This window comes from Microbacterium sp. Marseille-Q6648 (assembly GCF_943181415.1).
GTDB lineage: Bacteria > Actinomycetota > Actinomycetes > Actinomycetales > Microbacteriaceae > Microbacterium.
In genome coordinates this window covers 289,095-305,552 of record NZ_CALPBZ010000005.1, presented here as the reverse complement: position 1 = coordinate 305,552, position 16,458 = coordinate 289,095, and the positions used below count along the sequence as shown (strand labels likewise).

Below are 16,458 nucleotides of genomic sequence, written 5' to 3'. Positions count from 1 at the left end.
TGGGATCGCGGGGCTTTCGCTTTGGCCCGCAAAGCCCTCGTGGGAAGAAAATGGGAAGATTCGTTCTTCCCACAGGCCAAGCTCCGCTCCGGTTTGATCGCATCATCGCCGCGCTGCCGCGCTGCCGCGGTGAGCGGGGTCGGAGGTCACCGATACTCTGTGCCGGAGATGGGGGAGCGTTGGTGAGTGCGGCCGGGGAGCCTCGACGGCTGTCGAACTACGGTGAGGGATCGGACCTACTCGCGACCCTTATCGATGTGATCACGTCTGCTCGCGCTCGGGTCTGGGTGAAAATTCCTTGGTGGGACGCCTCACCGACCGCCCGACGGCTGCTCGATGCGGTGCTTTCGTCAAAGCGACGCGGTGTCGATGTCACCGTGCTCTGCCGGCCGGAGGCATCGAATGACGCGGTTGTACGCGAACTGCGGGATGCCGGGATCACCGTCGTTCCGGTGCGGTACATCCACGAGAAGGAAGTGCTTGCAGACCAGGTGGTCGTCACGCATTCCATGAACTTCACGGCGACCGAGATCGGCCGCAACCAGAACTCCGGATTCCGACACGTCGACCCGATCATGGTGGAGGCCGTCGTGGCCGGGTTCGCGACGCTGATCGACAACGCGACCGCGGCGGCCACCGGCGACGAGGTGTGGACTCCGGCCGCCACGCTGATTCCGCCACCGCTACAGAAGTACCTCGACAAGTTCGACCGACTGAACCCCCTTCAGTCGAAGGCGGTGCCGGTGGTGCTGTCAACGTCGGGGCACGTGATGGTGGTCGCGCCGACAAGCTCCGGGAAGACGCTCATCGGCGAGGTCGCGGCGCTGCGGTCGATCGTCGGGGAAGGCAAGCCCGCGGTCTGGCTACTCCCCGCCCGCGCCCTCGCCGCGGAAGTGGCGGAGATCCCACGGCGGTGGAGCGCCCACGGTATCCGGACGATTGAGCTGACCGGCGAGACGAACATGTCCAGCGACGCCGTCAAGCAGGCCCAGCTCTGGGTGGCAACGACCGAGAAGTTCGAGGCTCTCTACCGGCGGGCCTCGCTCAAGGACGTGATCGGGCGAATCGGGTGCCTCATCATCGACGAAGTCCACCTCGTGGGTGATCCCACCCGCGGCGCCACACTGGAATCGTTGATTGCCCGGCTGCGGGTCGCGGAGGGTCGGACTCGCATTGTCGCCCTATCAGCGACGGTGTCGAACGCGGACGAACTTGCCGCGTGGTTCCACGCAGACCTCGTGCGTTCGACGTGGCGACCGACTGTACTCACCACCCAGCTCATCCCGTACGACCTTCCCACCCACGGCAAGCGGGAGGCATACGAGAGCGCCAAGGACGATGTCGTCGTCCCGCTCCTGAGAACCCTCATCGGGTCGGACCTCGGCAGTTCGAACGAACCTCATCAAGGGGACAGGACATCCAGCGCCGTCGTGTTCTGCGGCAGCAAGGCGGCTGTTCTCCGCACTGCGGCGCGCGCCGCGGGAGTGCCTTTCCGGAACGTCGAGATCGACACGCTCGTCGAGTCCTGCTTTCGACGTGGCGTCGGCATCCATTTCCGGGATGCTCCGCGTGCAGGCCGCGCGCTCGACGCGTTCCGTGCCCGCGAGCTTCGCGTCCTGGTCGCGACTTCAGGCCTGTCGACCGGGGTGAACACACCCGCCAAGTTCGTCGTGATCCGCGACCTCGAGCTGGGGATGAGCCCGCTCGAGGTGAGCCAGGCGCAGCAAATGTTCGGCCGCGCCGGCCGGGCGGGGCAGGAACCGGAGGGCTTCGGGTTCATGCTCGTTCCGCGCGCCGACGAGACAACGTGGAAAGTAAAGCTCGCCGACGGGTACGCCGCCAACAGTCGCATCGCCACCCAAGCCGGCGACGCCATCCTCGCCGAACTGTTGCTCGGCTCAGTCGTCGACCGTGCCAGCGCGAGGTCGTGGTTCGAGCAGACCCTTGCGTTTGCGCAGAACCGCTCATCGGTCGACATCGACGACGCCGTGGATACCCTGGTGCGCCGCGGGTTCGCGTCGGAGATCGACGGTGAACTCGCCCCGACGGAGATCGGTGCGCTGACCTCGCGGCTGATGATCGATGTCGAATCCGCCGGAGAGATGATCCGCACGCTCGGCGAGCTCCCCATGCCCACGACCGCGGACGAGGCTGAAGAACTTGTTCTGCAGGCGATCACGACCGCCGTCACCGCGCTCCGCGAGCGGCCCGTCAACGAGCGCACGTACACCGACTACGTCAACGAGCTGCTCCGCACCTGGTCCCCTCGCGTCGTCGCCCGCACCGGTGAGTGGTTCGGCGCTCGCGTCTGCATGGCGGCCGCGCAGATCGTGCTGCGCGAACCCTCCCGAGTGCGGGACAGCCTCCCAGCCGGAGTTTCAATGGCGGAGTTCCGCAGGGCGGTAGATGACATGGCCCGATATTTCGCATGGGTCGCTGCACTCGGCTATGCAGATGCCGCGACTTGGCCTCCGGCTATTGCGGGTGACCTCACCCGTCGCCTGTCATGGTGGCACCTCTCGCCGCATCCCGAGCGCGGCGCTGGCCGACTCCTGTGGATGCTCGAGCGGACGCTGGACCCTCAGAACCGTCGGCACCGAATGCAGGATCTCTGGCGTCGGGCTCGGGCGGCTGGGTTCACCTCGCCAGACACCGTCAACGCGCGCCCGCGGGATGTTGACGTCTCGCCGGACGGATTTAGGGACCTCATTGGGTCCCGTGCGGACATCGCACTCGACCCGGTGGTCGAGCTCGAACTCACCTACCGCACCCCGAACCGTCACGCACGGGTGACGGCGCTTAGCAACACCGGAACCAGTCGGGCCATCACATCGATGCGCCCCGCTGCAGGACCGATCGACCTCGTCTTGCCGCCCCGGTCCGCGGGCCCGCTCGCCGCGGACATCTTTCTCTACACTCGCGACGGCGACTACGGGTACGGCAGTCTGGTCGCCGACGTACCCCAGTCCGCGCGCCCCGCGGACCCGCTCGAGGAAGCGGCGGCGCTGCTGGACCAGCTCCCCGCGACACATGCTGTCCTCGCGCACGCGCGCGGCGTGCGGCGGCTGTTCATGGGTGAACGTAAGCGATTGCGCGAGAACATCCTGCCGATGATCGCCCCCGACCCGCGCCTGCAGCCACTTGGTCGCGCACTCGCCGAGCATCACAGCGAACCGGCTGCCATCATCGTCGCGATGCGCGCGAACCTCCGCGCCATGCTGCGGGAGTCGAGCCGTCCCGACTTCCGCCCGCCGATGTCGGTGCTGCTCTCACGGGAAGCCTCGGAGGCGGAGGTCCAGGTCACGCTTGCCGCGTTGCTCGCATCCCTCCAGGTGGATGTCGGTATCGCGACTTCGGAGGGGCAGCCGCTCGCGCTCGTCCAGCTGAACGACCGGTGGATGCTCGCTGCACCCCGTCACGCGCAGCTCGGGCGGATCGAGCCGTTGTTCCCGACGCCCCTACCAAGGCAGATCGAGGCGGTGACGCAGCCGAAGGCGGTCTCTCCGACCAAGGCCGAACCACGGTGCACGTGGATGGCCGAGTTCATCGGTGGCGGGCGTGCAACTCGGTGAGTCTCGCGGTGGGCCAGATGGGTTGCCGAGGTGACGTGTGCGCCCCGATCACGTCCATCTCAAGCCACCGTATCCAGTGCCGACGTGGGCGGACTTTCGGTCGGGCGATTCACCGACCGAGCATCCCGGGAGTGCTTCCGGGGCTGCGGTATCCCGCTGGTCCGGTTGACGGGGTCTCGGCGACGGTGATGATTCGATCTGAGTTGCGAGCGCGGCTGAGTGCGGCTGCGACGTAGTCGAGGTCGTCGTCGAAGAGGTCGGCGTAGGTATCGAGAGTCATTGCGGCGCTGGCGTGACCCAGCATGCGTTGAACGGCTTTGACGTTCGCGCCGGCGCTGATCGCCAGGCTTGCAGCCGTGTGTCGGAGGTCGTGTGGCGTTATCCGCGGAAAGTCGAGGTCGCGCTGTTGTGATCGTCGGACGGCGGCAGCGAACCAGCCGTCTTGGGAGTTCGGCTGCCGTAGGTGGTCGACGCCGTTGCCGAAGAGGAGTTGGTCGGGTGCTTTGCCGCGGAGGGCGATGCGGATGAGTCCTTCGATGAAGTCGGGATATGGCACGGACCGGGTGGCATGTGTCTTGGGGGTGCCGGTGCGGATGGCGCCGTTGACCATGACGGCGTTCTCTTGGACGTAGACGCGGCGGCGTTGCGGATCGATGTCTCTCACTCGAAGTCCGGTGGCTTCTCCCCAGCGGAGACCGGTGTAGGCGAGGAACAGCACGAGCTCGGGGTGCTGGGATTCGCTGGCGAGAAGCTCGACCTGCCGGTGACTGAGATACACCCGGCGCTTGGGCTGCTTTCGTGGCAGCCTGATCCCGCGGATCGGGTTCTCGCTCAGTCGGCGGTCGCGGACGGCGACGTCCAGGAGTGCCGCGACGATGCCGTAGGCGCGGATGACTGTGGTGGCGCCGCGGCGGGCGCTGAGCTCGGTGACCCAGCTGCGGACGTCGCTGTAGCGGATGTCGCTGGCGCGTAGGGATCCCCAGCGGGGCTCCACGTGTACCCGCCAGCAGGATTCGATCGGGTGCATCGATGAAGGCTTCAGAACGGCAGCCTGATCCTGCAACCACACAGCGCCGAGGGCGCTGATAGTGACGTGTCCATCGCCGGGGTCGATGTACTGGTTCTTTCCGATCGCCACTTCCACTGACGCCAGGTACGCCTCGGCATCCCGCTTGGTGCGAAAGCCGCGCTTACCTGCCTGCGAACGGTCGGGCTTCAGATAACGGACAAGGTACCGCTTGCCGTCCTTGGTCGAGTAGGAGTGAATGCTACCCATCCGCCTGGCGGCCGACGATGTACGTCATGCCTTCCAGGCGTCCTGCGGCGCGGGCTTTCTTGATCCAGTCCGAGGCGGTCCGGTGGGGGACGTCGAGTTCTGTTTGGACGGCTTTGACCGGGGGGAGTCCGGCGAGGGCTGCGGTGCCGTAGAGGATCTCGATGGTGTCCATCCGCTCGGCTTTGCTGCCGCGTTTGACGACCTCGGCTGCGAGCCAGGCGGGGATGATGCGTCCTTCGGTGGAGCTGAGTTCGGCGGCTGTCGTCCAGGACGCGTTGGGGTCGTCTTCGGCGTCGAGGGTGAGGGCGATGCACTGCGGGGCGGCGGTTTGCATGATGCTTTGGATCGGCACGTCGCGGAGGGTCCGGTTGTTGACCTCGACGTCGGTGCGGGTGGCGCGGTTGCGGACTTCGCCGACGAGGTAGCGGCCTTCACCAGCGTCGTAGTGGGCGTGGATGGTGGTTTCGAGCCCGGCGTCCTCGTCGGTGGTGGTCGCGGTGAAGGCGGGGGCGATGCGTAACGCGGAACCGACGGGGAGCGTCGCGTCCTGCCAGCTCATGGGCTTGCCGTCGGGGGTGCGCACGTCGACCTTCACCTCCCTAGTTTGTCAGACCGCGTTACGGATAAGCAGAAAGCTCTTGACCGACTATAGCAAACAGTGCTCTACTCATGTCAATACGTGGGACGCATGCGTAGAGGAGGACATGATGACGACATTCGCGCCCATCCCCGACCACATCGACCCCGACGGTCGTTACAGCCCCGCGCAGGTCGCCGCCCGACTGGGCGTGACCACCAACGCCCTGGCCATCTGGCGGTACTACCGTCGCGGGCTGACGTTCATCAAGGCGGGCCGAAGTGTGATGTACCGGGGCAAGGACATCATCGACTTCGAAGAGGCCAACACCATCGTGTGCCGGCCCGAGATCCACCATCTGCGGCCGGGCCGATGATCAGCGTCACCGTCTACTCCACCGGCCCTAACTGCATGCAGTGCACGATGACGTGCCGCACCCTCACCGCCGAAGGCATCAGCTTCCACATCGAAGACCTCCGCGACTCCGCCGCCGCGTTGGAATTCGTCGCCGAGGAGCTCGGGTACACGCAGGCGCCGGTGGTGATCCTCGATCAGGAGCCGCAGTTCCACTGGTCCGGGTTCCGCCCCGACCTGATCGCGCAGCTCGCCCAGCGGGTGTCCGCCTCCCACCCGCCGACGGCGCCGCAGCCGGTGCGCGGGATCGGGATGAGGTGAGCGGCCATGGCTGATGACGGCAAGAGCGAGGCGGAGAAGGAAGAGGCACGTCGCCGGGCGGCGGCGGAGTGGAAGCGACAGTGGAAGCTGAAGAACCCGGACAAGGTGAAGAAGTACCGCGAAGAGCACCGGTCGAAGGACCCGGAGGCGTGGCGGAAAAAGCACCGTGACCAGGAGCGGGCGCGTCTGGCTCGGAAAAGGGCCGAGGAGGCTCAGCGGGAAGCCGCCAGGCAACGTGCGCGGGACTGGTACACGGAGAACGCCGACCGGCACCTCGAGTATCAGCGGCAGTACCGGGCCCGCAAACGTGCCGAAGATCCGGAGGGCTACCGGGAGGCGAAGAAGGAGCGGAACAAGCGGTGGCGCGACGCCCACCGTGACGCGGAGAACGCCAAGCTCCGACAGAGATACCGCGACAACCCCGAGGCCAAACAGCAACAAGCGTCCCGGTACTACGCGACCCATGCGGAGGACGTGAAAGCCCGTCGCCGGGCCTACTACGCCGCCAACCGGGAGAAGGAACTCGAGAAGCAGCGGCAATGGCGGGAGCGGGAGAAGCGTCGCCGCGACGCCGGCCTCCCACCCCGCAGAATCCACCGCGTCCCGAAGGCCGAACGCGTCGAGAACACACGCTCGGCAGAGACGTTCTTCACCAGGACCTACACCCCGGTCCAGCTCGACGCGGTGCGTCAGGAAGGGGTGGCGCCGTTCGAGGAGGGGACGCCCCCGGACCTGTATGCGGCGTGGGTGCGGGAGTGCGAACGAGCCCGCGCCGCCTACCGCAACGCCCACGGACCCAGCCGACAACCCAACACGGCCGCGGCCCGCCGCGCAGCCGAACGTGCCCGGGAGGAGGAGCGTCTTGACGCGATCGCCCGCGCCATCAATGACCAACTCCGCCACGGACCCCGCCCCACCCACCCCCACCCGGGAATCGGCGACGCACCGTCCACACCACCCGCAATTCCAAGCAAGGGAATGACACGATGAACACCACTCCCCAAGGAGCCAGATGCTGGACCGCGCAGACGTCGAAGAGGTGATCTACCGCGTCGCCGTCAGTGCCTTCCGCTACTACGTCGACAAACCCGCCAAGGAACTCGGCTACACCGTCGACGAAGACGTCCGCTGGTGCACAGCCCCTCTCACCGACCACCCCGACATCGACCTCGCGGCGCTGGAACGGGAGATCCGTCAGCTCATCACCAACCCGAACGCCGACCGACAAGCCTTCATCCGCAACCTCAACGCACAAGCCGAATAACCTCGACGACAGCGAAGTAGATCATGACTGTGGGAAGGGGGGCTCCGAGCCGCCCGATGGTAGCTCGCTCCGCGCCGCTCCGTGCCGGGCTTTCGCGGCGTATGCTCCCTCGCTGCGCTCAGTCCGCTACTCCACGGTCCCGGCACTACGCGACCCTGCACTCGCAGAATCCGCAACGGTCCCGGAAACCCCCAGAATCGTCGCCGCGATCGACGCGCAAGCGCTGCCAGATTGGGTCGCGAGGGCGGGCGTTGGAGCCTGCAGCGCTCGAGGCCCTCCGCCACCGCAGGAAGTCAGAGGGAGGGGCCGCCCGGTGAGCGGGTCGGTGTCGCAACCGGGCCTGACGGCTGCGGTGTCGGAGCCGGGGGCTGTGGGGCGGTGCCGAACTCGGTCTGCAGCCAGCGAATCTCACTGCGCAGACGTTCCTCCTGCACGGCAACGAACGATGACTCCCGTGGGACAGGCATCTTAGGGAGTACATCCGTAAGGGCCTGCTGGTGCAGCTCGCGGAGCACCTCGGCCAACGGGGGCGCCAGCTCCCGCGACCGACGGGCGAAGTCAGTCACCGCCCGCAGCTCCCCGAACCATCGCGCGCCCTCCAACACCGTCACCGGTGCGGTGTCGACGGCCTCAACCACCGCCGCCGCGCCCGTGAACTTGCCGGGGCGGGACGCGTCGAACAGGGCGGCGCCAGTTCCGTCGAGCACCGTGAGCCTGTCCAGGGCAGTGGCTGTCTCGGCCTCGTGGGCGAGGAGTCGGGTACCTGTCCAGCCGCGGTCGTGCGTGGCCTGATCGGTGAACCGGGTGGGGAGGCGCAGCCGACGCGCGTTCAGGTAACGGGAAGCTGTGGCCAGCAGGCTCTCATGCCGGCGCTCCGCGACCACCACGATCCGGGTCGAGAACCCGGCCTCTCGGAACTGTTCAGCAGTGGCAATAACCGGTGCCGGGGTGGTGACGCTTGTCTGGAACAGCAGTGACCGGCGTGTCTCACGGGCATGATCGAGGGTCCGCCCGATCCACTCCGCGACCTGCGGGGCCATCACCCCGGGAGCTTCGAAGGGCCGCCGGCTCGTCACCTCGAGAAACGACGGGTGGAACGCGGCGAAGTCCTCCGCCGCGACAGCACCCACGTTCCTTTCGCCATCCATAAGGGTCGACACGAGGCGGGTGGCGCCGGAGCCCGGCTGTCCCACCACGAGCACAAGCTCCGGATCTGAACGCGGCTCAACCCCCGCGAAGACAACAGAGACCGGATCGACGGCACTCACGCGGGCAGCTGCGCTTCCCTGGCCCGCAACTCGTCGACCGTAGCCGCCACAGCATCCGGGTCTTGCGGATCGAGTTCGCGGAGAACCCGGCGAACCTCCACGATGTCGTCCGCGAGCGACTCGTTCGTCGTGGTCTGCGCTGCGGTGCGCGCGATCACACGATCCCTGAGATCCCGGGCCGAGTCGAACGCGGCGACATCCCCGACGAGCCACGCCATCGAGTTACTCCGCGCTACAGGGCCCATCCCTCCAGTCTAGTTTTGGGCGGCCGTTCTCGGGGTTGGACCAGTGCGGTGGACGAGGGTCCGCGCCAATGCGACGAGCGGCGGAGACAGGGCGCCACGCCGTGAGCTGTCAGCCGGCGGTGCTGAGAACGCGCGTGGCCAGGTTGGGCTGGTCAGGACTGGAGGTGCTCAGGTCCACGACGATCGGCTGATGCCCTTCGGCTTCAGCGGAGTCGTAGGTGGCGTAGGACATCACGATGACGATGTCGCCGGCGTGCACCAGTCGCGCGGCGGCACCATTGATCTGCATCGTTCCCGACCCACGCTCTCCCGCGATCGCGTAGGTCTCGAACCGCGCGCCGTTGTTCACGTCAACCACATGGACCTGCTCGTGCTCGACGATGTCCGCCAGATCGAGGAGGTCGGAATCGATCGTGATCGACCCGACATAGTTTAGGTCGCTTCCGGTCACCACGCCGCGATGCAGCTTGGACTTCAACAACGTGCGCAGCATGGGCAACTCCTCAATTCTCTGACCGAGTTCAACAAATATGTCAGGACCGTGACGGTCCAAAGAAATGCGAGCGGACATTGTTGCCGCCAACGTGGTCGGCGCAAGTCGCCGAGTGGGCCGTCTGCTGCTGCGCCCGGAGTCGTTGGGATAATCGCCGGATGTATGGCGAACGCATCAAGAGGTGGGACAAGAGCGTCGAGTGGCCGCTCACGATCACCGCCATCCTCTTTCTCTTGGCTTACGCCACCCAGATCATCGCCCGCCCGAACGGGCCGCTGAACACCTTGTGTGAGGTGATCCTCGTGGTCACGTGGGCGCTTTTCGCGGCGGACTATATCGTGCGGCTCACCATCGCGCACAACCGATCGCGCTGGTTCTCCCGGCATCTGCTTGACCTCGCCATCGTCGTGCTCCCGATGCTGCGACCGTTGCGGCTGATGAGATTCCTGACGGTGCTCGCGCTGATCGGACGCAACACCGGCAACATGCTGCGCGGCCGAGTCGTCCTGTACACGGTGGGAGCGACGGCCCTCACCATCCTCATCGCCGGGCTCGCGGTGCTGGACGCCGAACGTGAAGCCGGGAGTATCGAGAGCTTCCCCGACGCGATCTGGTGGGCCTTCGTCACCATCACCACCGTGGGGTATGGGGACCTTTACCCCGTCACCGTCACAGGACGGGTGGTCGCTGTCGGACTCATGGTCGGGGGCATCGCCTTGATCGGTGTCGTCACAGCCACGCTGGCATCGTGGATCGTTGAGCGAGTCGCTGACCAATCAACGAAGACGGCCGCGGCCACGGAATCTCAGGTCGAACAACTCCGCCAAGAGGTCGCGGAACTGAAGGATCTGATCCTCGACCTTCGCGCACCGCGCTGACAACGGTCCACAAAGCCCCTCGGCAAGGGATCGCGACCTCGTCGTCGCGAAGCGGCGGCGCCGTGGTCTGGAGAAGGCCGGCGGACCGAGGCTGGCTCAGTTGGGTTCGCAGGCGAAACCGTCGCCGTCTCGGTCGAGCTGGTAGATGTCTGAGCCGACCACGTGCGCGATCCCGTCGAAATACGCCGGACCGTTCCCGCTTCACCCGCACAGTCCACGTCGCTGGAGACGGGGACGCACTCATTCGCGTAGTTCGGGTCGCAACCGGACGGTTGAGCTGGCTCTGGCTCCGGAGCGAGGGGAGGCGGCGGCTCAACATAGGTGCCGACGGCGGTGACCTGCGTGACCGGCTCGGTGGTCACGACGTCTGAAACGAGCTCCCGCTCGGTCTCGACACCGTCGACGACAGTAACCCGGTAGGTCAGCGTTCTTTCCCCCGCCCGCCCCGGTGTCGTGACCTGCGTCTGCCCCTTCGGGAGGTCGGCGTCGTCGATCGTCGTCTCTTCGAACGCTACTGACTCCGTGACGATGTCCTCCTCCACCGTCGCGACCGGTGTCGGCGTCGGTGTCGGCGTTGGCGATGAGGTCGTCGCCCTTTCGGATTCGGTGTCCCGGCCACTCGTGAAGGAGTCCGAGTCCGCCAACCGGGCAGCATCGAGCTGCGCTTCCGATCCGTCGGGTTGCACTGCTGCTGCGGCCCCACCGAACACCAAGAACGCCGCTGCCGACACCCCTCGCAAACTGATTCCGTTGCATGCCGCGGGCAGTTGACGGCAGCTTGCCGGTGCGCGAGCCGCACCCCACCGCCTCCCCGATAGCATGCGATTATGCGCATCCATTGAGGATGGGCGCGGAGACTGGGGCTTGGGGTGGCGTTCGACACTGACGATCTGGACTTTGCAGAAGAAGAGAATGCCGGGATACCGCCCAGCGTCCCGCCTACTCCGACCACGGCAACCAGAAGAGGTACGAGAATCTGCAGGGTTCGTCCACCTCAGCGAACCTACCGTTCAGGTCGGTTGCCGGCCACGTGACGAAGCATTCCCCCGCTCGCTTCGTTCGCTCCTCATCCCTCTGCGGGCTGAATTGTCGTCGCGGCGAACGAAATGCCCGCTGAAGACACTCGAGAGACAAAGTCCCCGCCCCGAGCGGTCCCCATTCCTTCCGTTTGGGCGATAAGCCGTTTCGCGGAACCGCCATCGACGCGGACGAATAATGCCGCAATGGGCGGTGCACCGATAACGTGCAGTCAGTACTCGACGCGCGACGAAGAACGAGGCACCATGACCGCATCGGCTGGGAATCCGCCATCCGACTGGTATCCCGACTCTGAGCGTCCCGGTTGGCTCCGCTACTGGGACGGTTCAGCGTGGACAGATCACCGACATCCGGCGAACGTCCCTGGTGCCGATCTTGCTGTCGTGGGGTCGGAAACACTGCCTGCTGTCGACGAGTACAGCACGACGGTCGCACGTGTCCTTCCCGACTATGCCGCTGCTCTGAGATCGGGCGATGTCGGACGTGAAGCGCAGATCTACGCGTACTTGCTTGAGTTCACACGGCTCCATGGCGGACGAGACGCACTCGACCGGCTCAACACTCAACTCCACGAGACCAGACTCCCGACCGGTGTACCGTATCCGCGGTTGATCGGCCAGGTGCAGCCAGAGTTGATGAGTAAGGCGCGCAGACGTGCCATCGGATTGTGGAGGTACGTACCTGGACCACCGATCGTCGTCTACGAGGATCGAATCGTGCAGGGGAGTGTTGCTCACCGCATCGACCCCTACACGCAAGCGCAGGTCTACGTGGACGGCCAGACCCAGATCACGACTCGGCCCACCCTGACACGCATGGCGCTGCTCTCGCCACTTCCGGGAAGCACCCTCGGGGCGGGCCTTGCGACAGCGAAGAAGACTGTGAACGACATGCGCGTGGCTGAGTTCCAAGTGGGAGGCACGACTTGGTCGTTCTCCATGCTCATTCACCCCGGAAATGTTTCAGGACCGAGGATGCTGGCGCAGCAGGTGAACCAGATTGCGTCGGCAATGCAGGATCGAGCGCAAGCCCAGCATCGATCAGTGCCGGAGCAGATTGACCTCGTGGCGCAGATCGAGCGGATTGTTGCGCTGCAGCAGAGCGGTCAGATCAGCTCGGAGCAAGCTGAGGCTATGAAGGCTCGCCTCATATCCGGTTGAGGCGTCGCGCCGAGCTCTGTAGACGTGCGAGAGAGCACTCCAGCGCGCGCCACGCGGGATCCCCTTGCGGGCATTGCGCGCATGCGGGACCTGGGCGGGCTGCCGTTGGCCGTGGGTTCTGGCCGCTGTGGAGGGGACGTGGAGGGGCCGGCGAGGGCGGGCGAGCGGTCGAATCGAGCGGGGTTGTTTGCGCTCGGGAGTCAGGTTCTCTGGGAGGACGGTGGTGCTTGTTCCGCTGGCGTCTTGATGGTGGCGGCCCAGGTGGCGAGGAGTGTGAGGGCGTCTTCGGATGGTGAGCCGGGTTCGGCGGTGAAGGTCGAGAGTTGCAGGCCGGGGTCGGCGGGCAGCTCGAACGCTTCATAGGTGAGTTCGAGGTCGCCGACGAGGGGGTGGTGGATGCGTTTGACGCCGGTGCGGTGGTAGCGGACGTCGTGTGCGGCCCAGAGGGTCCGGAACGTTTCGGAGCGGGTGGCGAGTTCGCCGACGAGGTCGGTGAGGCGTTTGTCGAACGGGTTGCGGCCGGCGTCGCCGCGCATGGCGGCAACGAATTCCTGCACGACTTTGTCCCAGTCGGGGTAGAAGTCGTGCGCGGCAGGGTTGAAGAAGGCGAACCGGGCGCTGTTGGGAGCGGGTTCGGCGAACACGGGTGAATAGAGGGCGCGGCCGAGGCGGTTCGCTGCGACGTAGTCGTAGTAGTTGTTGCGGATGATCGCGGGTGCTTCGGTGATGGCGTCGAGAAGACGCTGGATGCTGGGTCGAAGCGTTGTGGTGCTCTTGCGCGGTTTCCGCGCGACGGGGGAGGTGTTCGCGGCGTGGGCGAGGTCGTGCAGGTGCGCGGTCTCGGCGTCGTCGAGGTGGAGGGCGCGGGCGAGGGAGTCGAGGACGCCGGGGGAGACGCCGGAAAGGTCGCCGCGTTCGAGGCGGGTGTAGTAGTCGACGCTCATTCCGGATAGCAGGGCGACTTCTTCGCGGCGCAGCCCGGGGACGCGCCGGTTGCCCCCGAAGGCGGGGAGCCCCGCGACGTCGGGGGTGATGCGTGCGCGGCGGGTGGTGAGGAATTCCTTCACCTCGCTGCGATTGTCCATGCCATGACCGTACGCCGGTCGCCGTGGCCGAGGGAGGGGCTGGCAGTACCGGTTACGGCCGCCACTCCCACATGACGCACGGACGCGGTTGTCTGGAACCACACCGACGAAAGGCGGACCGGAATGCACACCAGGACACTGGGCCAGGGGCTTGAGGTCTCGGCGATCGGGTTGGGGGCGATGGGCATGTCGATGTCGTACGGCCCGAATCCGGGCGACCGGGACGACATGATCGGCGTGCTCCGGTACGCGGTCGAGCAGGGCGTCACCTTCATCGACACCGCCGAGGTGTACGGCCCGTACGTGAACGAAGAGCTCGTGGGTGATGCGATCGCCCCGGTCCGGGACGAGGTCGTGGTTGCGACCAAGTTCGGGTGGCGCATTGTCGACGGGACGATGCAGGGCACGGATTCGCGGCCGGAGCAGATCCGCCGCGTCGCCGATGCTTCCCTGAAACGCCTGGGCGTTGAGGCGATCGACCTGTTCTACCAGCACCGTGTCGACCCGGACGTCCCGATCGAGGACGTCGCCGGGACGGTCGGGGAGCTGGTCGCGGCGGGGAAGGTGAAGCACTTCGGGTTGTCCGAGGCCGGCGCTGACACGATTCGCCGCGCGCACGCGGTGTTTCCGGTGACGGCGCTCCAGAGCGAGTACTCGCTGTGGACCCGGGACCCAGAGGCCGCGGTGCTGCCGGTGTGCGACGAGCTGGGCATCGGGTTCGTGCCGTTCAGCCCGCTCGGCAAGGGCTTCTTCACCGGGACGGTCACACCCGACGCCACTTTCGCGCCGGGCGAGATCAGAGCCCGGGTGCCCCGGTTCGAGGCGGAGAACCTCGCCGCGAACCAGACTCTCATCGACCACGTCACGGCGCTCGCCGCCACGCGCGCCGCATCCCCCGCGCAGGTCGCGCTGGCATGACTCCTCGCCCAGCGACCGTACATCCTCCCGATCCCGGGGACCCGTCGGCGGGATCGGATCGATGAGAACGCCGCAGCCACCACCGTCGGGCTGTCCGCAGATGACATCGCCGACCTGAACAGCCTGGTCGATCGGCTGGGGGTCGCCGGAAACCGATACGACGACGCCGGCATGGGAATGGTCGGCCGGTAGTCGGCGACCACAGGATCATCTACTGCTGGGAAGGCGAAGAAATGGAACTCACGCTCAACAACGACATCATGATGCCCGCACTCGGGTTCGGAGTATTCCAGACCCCGCCCGACGAGACCGTCGCGGCGGTGCAGGCCGCCCTGGAGACCGGATACCGGCTCATCGACACCGCCGCTGCGTACGGCAACGAACGTGAGGTCGGCGAAGGAATCCGCCGCTCGGGTCTGGCACGGGACGATGTGTTCATCGAAACGAAGGTATGGATCAGCGACTACGGGTACGACCAGACGCTCCACGCCTTCGACAAGAGCGCCGGCAAGCTCGGCGTCGAACGGATCGACCTGCTCCTGCTGCACCAGGCACTGCCGTCCCGGTTCGACCTCACCCGCGGTGCGTACAACGCCCTCGAGACCCTCCTCGCCGAGGGGCGGGTGCGGTCGATCGGGGTCAGCAACTTCATGCCCGACCACCTCGCCGCCCTCCTGGACCAGACCAGCATCGTGCCCGCGGTGAACCAGGTCGAGGTGCACCCGTACTTCGCGCAGCGCGCGGTGCAGGACGCGGATGCTGCCGCCGGCGTGCTCACCCAAGCCTGGTCCCCGATCGGCGGGATCACCGCCTACCGAGGCGGCGGCGCGAACGCCCTCCAGGACCCGACGATCACCGCGATCGGAGCCGCGCACGGTAAGTCCCCCGCGCAGGTGATGCTTCGCTGGCACCTGCAGCAGGGCCGTTCCGCGATCCCGAAGTCGGTGCGCCCGGACCGGATCCGCGAGAACTTCGACGTGTTCGACTTCGAACTCACCGCAGACGAACTCGACGCCATCGACGCACTGGACACCGGGATCCGCCGCGGCCCCGAACCCGCGGACATCACGCTCGAGACCTTCGGTCGCGACATCCCCGAAGCCTGAACCACGGAGACGGTCATGACCGCATGGACTCCCACCGAGCTGGCCGGGCTCGCCCGCGCGTCCGAGGTACGGGTCGCCGGGCGCCGCGCGGACGGCTCATCGCGCACCCTCACGATCGTGTGGCACGTCGTCGTCGACGGGAACCTGTACCTGCGATCCGTGAAAGGGCCCGAGGGGCAGTGGTACCGGGGCGTCGCCCGCCACTTCGAAGGCTTCCTCCACAGCGCCGGCACCACCCGCCCGGTGGTCTTCACCCTCGACCACACCCACGACAACGCGATCGATGACGCCTACTTCGCCAAGTACGGCCGAGGCGCGCCCTCCCGCTCGATCACCAGCGCGCTCGCACGGCAGACCACACTGCGTGTCGCCCCCCGATAACCCTCCCCGGAACGACGATCCCCAAGCGGGCATCGGACGAAAGCCGCAGCTCTATCGCGCATCGCGCTTCTCGCGGTCGGTGAGGCGGAGTTACTCAGCGTCAGTAACCATACGATCACTACACATCGTTCCCACGGGCCTGCCCGAACAGGAACCTGGCGCACGAGTCGCACACGGATCCGAGCGCTACTCCGCTCCCGGCGACCAGTTGCTCAAGGTCGCTGACAGTCGCGCGCTCGTGTGCCTTGCACGGCGTGCAATACGGTACGAGCAGTTCTCCACCATCCGTCCGTCGAAGACCTGCCCTTGGTAGCGAATGTTCGAGCCAGGCACCTACACGACGGCCACCGCACCGAGCGCAGAATCATCGGGCAGCCCAGTTAGCGCCCAGATTGGCCGTCCCGCCATCTGCTCGCGTTGCTCAGAACTAAGCCCACTCAAGACATGACGGACGTCCGCATCGTCGCCAAGAAGAATGGCACAGCCCGCCTCCACGACATCAGCGTTCTCGGCGTGCGCGCC

General features: G+C 66.5%; 16 protein-coding genes and 1 pseudogene. 10 read left to right on the top strand and 7 right to left on the bottom strand.

Features of this window, described 5'->3' with window-relative positions; all coding sequences use genetic code 11:
* Positions 1-50: 50 nt before the first annotated feature.
* On the top strand, positions 51-3,572 hold the full coding sequence (locus NFR93_RS13545) for a DEAD/DEAH box helicase (RefSeq protein WP_251454203.1): 3,522 nt from the start codon (positions 51-53) through the stop codon (positions 3,570-3,572).
* A 109-nt stretch (positions 3,573-3,681) separates the two neighbouring features.
* Here the strand turns inward: NFR93_RS13545 and NFR93_RS13540 are convergent, their stop codons facing one another.
* Together NFR93_RS13540 and NFR93_RS13535 are read right to left on the bottom strand one after the other, a co-directional pair.
* Positions 3,682-4,848, bottom strand: a complete 1,167-nt coding sequence (locus NFR93_RS13540; RefSeq protein ID WP_251454200.1) for a site-specific integrase — start codon at positions 4,846-4,848, stop codon at positions 3,682-3,684.
* On the bottom strand, positions 4,841-5,443 hold the full coding sequence (locus tag NFR93_RS13535) for a hypothetical protein (RefSeq protein ID WP_251454197.1): 603 nt from the start codon (positions 5,441-5,443) through the stop codon (positions 4,841-4,843). The genes NFR93_RS13540 and NFR93_RS13535 overlap by 8 nt, the downstream gene beginning before the upstream one ends.
* A gap of 112 nt (positions 5,444-5,555) precedes the next feature.
* Here NFR93_RS13535 and NFR93_RS13530 point away from each other — a divergent pair, with 112 nt between their 5' ends.
* Genes NFR93_RS13530 through NFR93_RS13515 form a run of 4 tightly spaced genes read left to right on the top strand, consistent with a single transcriptional unit; the run spans position 5,556 to position 7,364 of the window.
* Positions 5,556-5,801 carry a helix-turn-helix domain-containing protein gene (locus tag NFR93_RS13530; protein WP_251454194.1) on the top strand — a complete coding sequence of 82 codons (246 nt, stop codon included), beginning with the start codon at positions 5,556-5,558 and terminating at the stop codon, positions 5,799-5,801.
* Positions 5,798-6,100 carry a glutaredoxin domain-containing protein gene (locus tag NFR93_RS13525; protein WP_502846298.1) on the top strand — a complete coding sequence of 101 codons (303 nt, stop codon included), beginning with the start codon at positions 5,798-5,800 and terminating at the stop codon, positions 6,098-6,100. Before NFR93_RS13530 ends, NFR93_RS13525 begins: the two co-directional genes overlap by 4 nt.
* Before the next feature lie 6 nt (positions 6,101-6,106).
* A complete protein-coding gene (locus NFR93_RS13520) occupies positions 6,107-7,090 on the top strand; it encodes a hypothetical protein (RefSeq protein WP_251454191.1) in 984 nt (327 codons plus the stop codon).
* 22 nt (positions 7,091-7,112) lie between these two features.
* Entirely contained in the window at positions 7,113-7,364 is a 252-nt protein-coding gene (locus NFR93_RS13515; protein WP_251454189.1) for a hypothetical protein, read from the top strand.
* 293 nt (positions 7,365-7,657) lie between these two features.
* Here NFR93_RS13515 and NFR93_RS13510 read toward each other — a convergent pair whose 3' ends face one another.
* The 3 genes from NFR93_RS13510 to panD all read right to left on the bottom strand — a co-directional run bounded on the left by NFR93_RS13510 (position 7,658) and on the right by panD (position 9,370).
* Entirely contained in the window at positions 7,658-8,632 is a 975-nt protein-coding gene (locus NFR93_RS13510; protein WP_251454187.1) for a zeta toxin family protein, read from the bottom strand.
* Entirely contained in the window at positions 8,629-8,877 is a 249-nt protein-coding gene (locus tag NFR93_RS13505) for a hypothetical protein (RefSeq protein ID WP_251454185.1), read from the bottom strand. The genes NFR93_RS13510 and NFR93_RS13505 overlap by 4 nt, the downstream gene beginning before the upstream one ends.
* A gap of 109 nt (positions 8,878-8,986) precedes the next feature.
* On the bottom strand, positions 8,987-9,370 hold the full coding sequence (panD, locus tag NFR93_RS13500) for an aspartate 1-decarboxylase (RefSeq protein ID WP_251454183.1): 384 nt from the start codon (positions 9,368-9,370) through the stop codon (positions 8,987-8,989).
* A 158-nt stretch (positions 9,371-9,528) separates the two neighbouring features.
* On the opposite strand from panD, the gene NFR93_RS13495 reads away from it, so the two are divergent.
* Positions 9,529-10,248, top strand: a complete 720-nt coding sequence (locus NFR93_RS13495) for a potassium channel family protein (protein WP_251454181.1) — start codon at positions 9,529-9,531, stop codon at positions 10,246-10,248.
* Here NFR93_RS13495 and NFR93_RS16075 read toward each other — a convergent pair.
* Positions 10,176-11,069, bottom strand: a complete 894-nt coding sequence (locus tag NFR93_RS16075; RefSeq protein WP_353049918.1) for a G5 domain-containing protein — start codon at positions 11,067-11,069, stop codon at positions 10,176-10,178. The genes NFR93_RS13495 and NFR93_RS16075 overlap by 73 nt on opposite strands.
* A gap of 462 nt (positions 11,070-11,531) precedes the next feature.
* On the opposite strand from NFR93_RS16075, the gene NFR93_RS13480 reads away from it, so the two are divergent.
* Entirely contained in the window at positions 11,532-12,446 is a 915-nt protein-coding gene (locus NFR93_RS13480; protein ID WP_251454168.1) for a DUF2510 domain-containing protein, read from the top strand.
* 200 nt (positions 12,447-12,646) lie between these two features.
* On the opposite strand, the gene NFR93_RS13475 is transcribed toward NFR93_RS13480, so the two are convergent.
* Positions 12,647-13,531 (bottom strand): helix-turn-helix transcriptional regulator, encoded by an 885-nt coding sequence (locus NFR93_RS13475; RefSeq protein WP_251454165.1) that lies wholly within the window; start codon positions 13,529-13,531, stop codon positions 12,647-12,649.
* Positions 13,532-13,654: 123 nt separating this feature from the next.
* Between NFR93_RS13475 and NFR93_RS13470 the strand changes: the two are divergent.
* The 3 genes and pseudogenes from NFR93_RS13470 to NFR93_RS13460 all read left to right on the top strand — a co-directional run bounded on the left by NFR93_RS13470 (position 13,655) and on the right by NFR93_RS13460 (position 15,936).
* A pseudogene (locus NFR93_RS13470) lies at positions 13,655-14,641 on the top strand (aldo/keto reductase).
* 41 nt (positions 14,642-14,682) lie between these two features.
* On the top strand, positions 14,683-15,555 hold the full coding sequence (locus tag NFR93_RS13465; RefSeq protein ID WP_251454162.1) for an aldo/keto reductase: 873 nt from the start codon (positions 14,683-14,685) through the stop codon (positions 15,553-15,555).
* A gap of 15 nt (positions 15,556-15,570) precedes the next feature.
* Entirely contained in the window at positions 15,571-15,936 is a 366-nt protein-coding gene (locus tag NFR93_RS13460; RefSeq protein WP_251454159.1) for a DUF2255 family protein, read from the top strand.
* Positions 15,937-16,458 lie beyond the last annotated feature (522 nt).